This window comes from Streptomyces sp. NPDC045956, from assembly GCF_056430705.1.
This window is the reverse complement of sequence record NZ_JBWKKZ010000027.1, coordinates 1-5075: the sequence shown is the minus strand read 5'-3', so window position 1 is coordinate 5075 and position 5075 is coordinate 1. Positions and strand designations below refer to the sequence as shown.

The window sequence follows — 5075 nt, the reverse complement described above, 5'->3', positions numbered from 1 at the left end:
CGGGGACCAAGGTCCTGCTGGGCAACGCGGTCAAGACCGGCAAGCTCGGGCCGATGAAGGACGCTCTCGCCGCCCGGTGGACGGCGCCCGGCAGCGACCCCGTCCTGAACTGGGCGGGCTCGCGTCTCAAGGGTTACAACCCGCCGATCCGGTCACTGTCCGCCCCGGGCAGCTGGTTTCCCGGCCAGCTCGGCAACATGGCTTCCCGGAGCCCGACGTACCAGCGGGTCGCCAACGTGCCGCTCAGTGCGGGTTACTTGGGCGATCGCTGGGGCCGCGGTTGGGATGCGCTGCGCCGACGCGGGTTCATGAACGCCAAGCTGCTGGGCGTCACTCCCAACCAGGCCATCAATGTCATCACCGGGTCGGACGACCTGGCCCGCATGTACGGCGGGCTGACCCACTCCGGGCAGGAAGTCGTGCGGGCAGGAAATGCCAACCTGGTGAGAGTCGGTAGAGCGGGTGGTCTCAAGGCAGCGGTCAAAACCGCGGGGGCGTTCCGGGGTGGGGGCATCGTCTGGTCGGCGGGGGCGACGGCGTTCTCCGTGGCCAACATCGCCACCATGGACCACGGGAAGGAGTGGGAGAAGAGCAAGGCCGGTTACCTGGCCAACTACGCGGAGGTCGGGTTCAACGCCTCCCTGACCGCCGCGATGGTCGCTCCCACCCCCCTCACCATCGGCCTCGCCGTGGGCACCGGCATCGTCTACGGAGGACTGAAGGTCGTCGAGCACTGGGACGACATCACGGAAGGCGCCGACAAGGCCGCCGACTGGGTGGGCGACAAGGCGAGCGACATCGGAGGCGACATCGCCGACGGCGCCAAGAAGCTGGGCGGAGCGATCAATATTTTCGACTAGCAGGCGCGCGGGGCGTGAGCGGATCGAAGCAAGCATCGGTCCTACACGTGGTCTCCCACTAGCGCGAAGGCGAACGCGAGGCGCCGGTCGACCCAGTCGGCGTGCACGGTCACGTGCGCGCTGCCTTCCGACGCCATGACCACCTCGTCTCCGGCCCGCCACTCGAGCGAACGAGGTCTGGAGCGCTGGTCACCACCCTCAGCACCCAGATCGGCAACTGCGCTGACGACGGTCCCGAGCAACCGGCCGGCCACACGGCCGGCGATCTCCTTGGCGTCTCCGCTGACCCACTCGTTGCGCCCCACGATGGCCGGGTGGCCCGGCTGCTCGATACGCCACGTGTGTCGCAGGGGACGGCGCTTCGGCGGCACACGCGTGAGCTCGCCGAGGACCTGCCCTCGCCCGTCGCGCACCAGGTGGCGCTGCTCACCCTCCTGGTCGACGGGCGGTTCCACGTGGCACAGGAGGCGACGGAGCCCGGCATCCTCGTACAGGGTGTGTTCAGGACGGGACGACAGCGCAGGCGGGTGTGCCTCGGCGTTCCCCAGGAAGGCGCAGGGTGCCATGACGCGCAGAGCATCGGATCCCTGCGCCACCCGCACCGCGGGCGTTCCGCGCACGGCGTACTTGCGCTTGACGGTCGCGGGGCGTTCCACGGATGAGATGACGAACGTCTGGACGTGGGTCCATCCGATCGGCTCCACCGGGGGCTCGTGAACCTTCTTCCTGCCGAACGCCATGTTCGCCTCTCCGGGCTTCTCGGGCCCTCTCCATACGCTTGCCGAGCGACTCCAACGGGACACTTCGCGGACGGCGTGGCTCGCTACGCGCTCGTCCGAGTCAGCTCGACGCCCCGCTCCGTCAGGCCCGTCACCTCGAACAGCGCGCCCGCGAACTCCACCGTCTCCCCGCTGCGTACGTCCTTGTAGAGGGCGACCGGAATCCCGGCGCAGTTGGCGGCGATGCCTGCGGTGCCGGTGGCGGTGTCGACGTAGGAGACCGTGAGGGACAGGCCCGTCGGGAAGCGCTGGACTCCGCCGTTGTCGAGGAGGGAGAGGGTGGCGCCCTTGGGTGGGAAGCCGCCCGCGGCGGTGGTCAGGACGGTGCGGTTGGTGGTGAAGCAGAGGCCGTCGTCGGCGGGGCCCTGCCGGGATTCGAGGACCTCCGGCGCGGCGGCGAGGGCCGTGCGGTCCGCGGCGGCCTTCGGCTCCAGGACCACGCGGTAGGTGCAGATCTGCCGCACGGAGTAGGCGTGGCCGGCGACGGTGAGGTCGGCTCCGGGGCCGACCTTCCACTGGCGTTGTCCGGACGCGTACTTCGCGCCGTCACGCAGCGTCGCCGTACGCTTCGTGCCGTCCGCTTCGGCTCCGGCGTACTGCACGCCGCCACCGCCGGGCAGCCGGAAGCCGCCCCCGCGCAGGACGTGCACGCCGTCGGCGGGGGCCGTGCCCTCACACGCGGGCCCGTTGTCGCGGGCGGCGGGGGTCGCGCCACCGTCGCCCCCTCCGCCGCCGCCGTCGGACGAGGACCCGCAGCCGGCCAGCGCCAGCATGGTCAGAGCGGCGACCGCCGCCGCCCCCGTGACGCCGTACCGCGTACTACTCACCGGCCTGAACACCGCTCTCCTCCTCGGCCACGACCTCGGTCGGGCGCTCCAGAACGACACGGGTGCGGTAGTCGACCTCCGCCACCCGCCACGTGTCACCGGTGATCTCCACGGTGTCGCCCGCGGTCAGCCCGTCGTACTCCACGGGCGGTCGGCCCTCGCAGCTGATCTGGATGCGGCCGTGCACCGACGGCCGCGCGAAGACCGTCGCCACGATCCGGTGCGGGACACCTTCGTGCCGCACCGTGTACGGCACGTGGTACCGGAGCACCCACCGCCCGTCGCACTCGAAGGGGTACTTGACCTGCGGTCGGTCGGGCACGGCACTCACCTGCGGGGCATCGTCACGGGACATCGAACGCCTCGGGTCCCTGGAAGTACTTGTCGAGCTGGTCCTGGCTGACGGTGATCGGAGGGTAACCCTGCACGCCCCACGGGTTGCCGAGGATGACCTTGCCGTCGTCGGTGAAGCCGCGCACGTAGTAGGCGTGGTTGCTGTGGTACGTGCTGCCCCACTCCTGCGGATGGTCCTTGTCCAGACCCTCGTCGTCCGGGGTGGAGAGGGTGACGACCTTCCCCGACTCGTACGCGCTGCGCAGCGAGTCGATGTCCTTGTCGTCGTCCTTGCCGATGCCGAGGAACCCGCCGGTCTCGAGGTCGCCGCCCTCCCGGCCGGTCAGGTAGGGGGCGGCCTTCTTCGGGTCGTCGCCCTCGATACCGCCGTACCCGCGCTCCCCCTCGCCGTCCTCCGAGTAGGTCATCGCGAAGGCCTTCTCGTAGTACGCCGGCCAGGTCTCACCGTTGCCGTACGTGCTGATCGGGTCCCCGTTCTGGTCGGTGGGCAGGTCGGAGGTCATGGTCACCCAGTGGTGATTGCCCTCCTTGTCCCAGACACGCACGCTGACCGTGCCGTTGGGGTTCTCCTTGATGCCGTCCTGGATGAACTGCGGGTCCTTCTGCGCCAGGCCGGCCAGCGAGGCGACGTACCAGCAGTCGCCGAACTGGTTCTGGCTGACGTCGTCGGCGGAGACCCCGTTCTGGAACAGCGGGTCGGAGGGGGGCGCCCAGTGGATGCCGTTGTTGGTCTGGCCGTTCTGGCTGTTGCCGCCGCTCTCGTAGGCGTCGGTGTTGGCGAACGTCGGCTGCATGCCGGGGAAGGCCGCCTGGAACTTGCCCACGTTCTCCGGACTGATCTTGGACAGCATCAGGCTCAGAGTGTCCCGGCGTGCGGTCTCGGGCAGGCCGTTGTGGTCGAACGGGCTCCAGGCGGAGTCGTCGGTGTCGGTGAGCAGCTCGTTGTAGAAGGCCAGGTCCTTGGGGGAGGCCTTCGTCATGAAGGCGTCGAGCTCGGCCGCGGTCAGCCCGTCCAGTTCCCCGGAGATCTTCTCCAGGTCCTCCCGGTTGCCGTTGCTGCCGAAGTCCTTCCCGTCCAGGGCCTGGAGATCACGCAGCGCGGCGTCGATCTTCTTCGCGTCCGGCGGCTTCTCGTCCAGGAAGACGCTGCCGTCGCTGACCGGGTACCCGCGCTTCTCCAGTTCCTGGAGGCCCTCCATCTGCGTGACGCGGCGCTTCATCGACGCCTGCATGTCACCGAGCTCGCCTTGGAGCGAGCCGGGCAGGCGCCGGCGGCCGCCACCGAAGAACGACGGCATCGGGATCAGGTCGCCGACCAGGCCCTGGAGGTCGGGGTTGCGGGACGCGCTCTGCCCGGCCGGCAGGTTCTGCTGGGCGGTGGTGAGCAGGGTCGCGAGTCGGCTGTGCAGCTGCCCCGAGTGCCCGGCGAGGCTGTCGAGGTCACCGGCCAGCGCCCGCAGCTTCGCGGCGTCGAAACCACGGAACGCCATCAGGCGCCGCCCGTCCCGGCCTTGGCCTTGTCCTTCTCCTTGGCCTGAAGGTCCAGCTCCTCCGCCTGGCTCTCCCAGCGGGTCGCGTCCGCCAGCAGGGCCGTACCCATGCCGTTGAGGGTGCGCTGTCGCTGTTGCAGGGTGCCGGTGCACTCGTCGGCGAACGGGCCCTGCCAGATCGCGCCCTCGTCGTCACCGGTACGGAAGCCGGCGGCGCGCGGGGTGGCCTTCTTCACCGCGTCGTCGAGATACGGCCCGAGGTGACGGGCCAGCGTACGCGCCTCGCGGGCGCACTCGCGCAGCTGCTTGGCGCGCTTCTTCAACTCGGCGGCGTCCTCGCTGGGCCCCACGTCCGCATCCTCCCCCGTTCGCCTTCTCCGTACGGCGCCGGGCTCACTCGACGGAGCCATGACACCGCTGGTGCAGCATACGGTGCGGGGGACCAGGGCCCAGGTGGGGGCGATTCGTCTCCACGGATGACGCACAACCACCACACTTGCGCCCCCGGCCGAGGCCGCCGACGCGCCGTTCCGGCACGGGCGCGATACCTCGCCGGCTGGCTCGGAGCCCTCGCGGCCACCCTGCGACAGCCGGGCTCCTCCTGGCACCATGAGGTGATCCGCCCCCCGCCGCGGGGGCGGGGCCGGTGGTCGACGGACGGGGGACAGGCATGGCGTTCCGAGGGGCGGACCCCGAGGATCTGGAGCATCTGGCGAAGCTGCTGGACGGGCGTGGTGGGACGGCGGAGCGTCTTGACGAGGCTTT

5 protein-coding genes and 1 pseudogene are annotated in these 5075 nt (G+C 70.4%); 1 reads left to right on the top strand and 5 read right to left on the bottom strand.

Annotated features, from left to right (window positions below; all coding sequences use genetic code 11):
- Positions 1-860, top strand: a pseudogene (locus AC07FV_RS34695) (PE-PGRS family protein); the annotation flags it as partial.
- 41 nt (positions 861-901) lie between these two features.
- Here AC07FV_RS34695 and AC07FV_RS34690 read toward each other — a convergent pair.
- The 5 genes from AC07FV_RS34690 to AC07FV_RS34670 form a co-directional block, all read right to left on the bottom strand.
- Positions 902-1600: a hypothetical protein gene (locus tag AC07FV_RS34690; protein WP_479091739.1), complete on the bottom strand. Its 699-nt coding sequence runs from the start codon at positions 1598-1600 to the stop codon at positions 902-904.
- Between the two features lie 83 nt (positions 1601-1683).
- A complete protein-coding gene (locus tag AC07FV_RS34685) occupies positions 1684-2412 on the bottom strand; it encodes a hypothetical protein (RefSeq protein ID WP_479091741.1) in 729 nt (242 codons plus the stop codon).
- A gap of 46 nt (positions 2413-2458) precedes the next feature.
- Complete coding sequence (locus tag AC07FV_RS34680) at positions 2459-2788, bottom strand: hypothetical protein (RefSeq protein ID WP_479091737.1); 330 nt, start codon at positions 2786-2788, stop codon at positions 2459-2461.
- A 22-nt stretch (positions 2789-2810) separates the two neighbouring features.
- Positions 2811-4310 carry a C2 family cysteine protease gene (locus tag AC07FV_RS34675; protein WP_479091736.1) on the bottom strand — a complete coding sequence of 500 codons (1500 nt, stop codon included), beginning with the start codon at positions 4308-4310 and terminating at the stop codon, positions 2811-2813.
- Positions 4310-4660: a hypothetical protein gene (locus AC07FV_RS34670; RefSeq protein WP_479091734.1), complete on the bottom strand. Its 351-nt coding sequence runs from the start codon at positions 4658-4660 to the stop codon at positions 4310-4312. The genes AC07FV_RS34675 and AC07FV_RS34670 overlap by 1 nt, the downstream gene beginning before the upstream one ends.
- Positions 4661-5075: the final 415 nt, after the last annotated feature.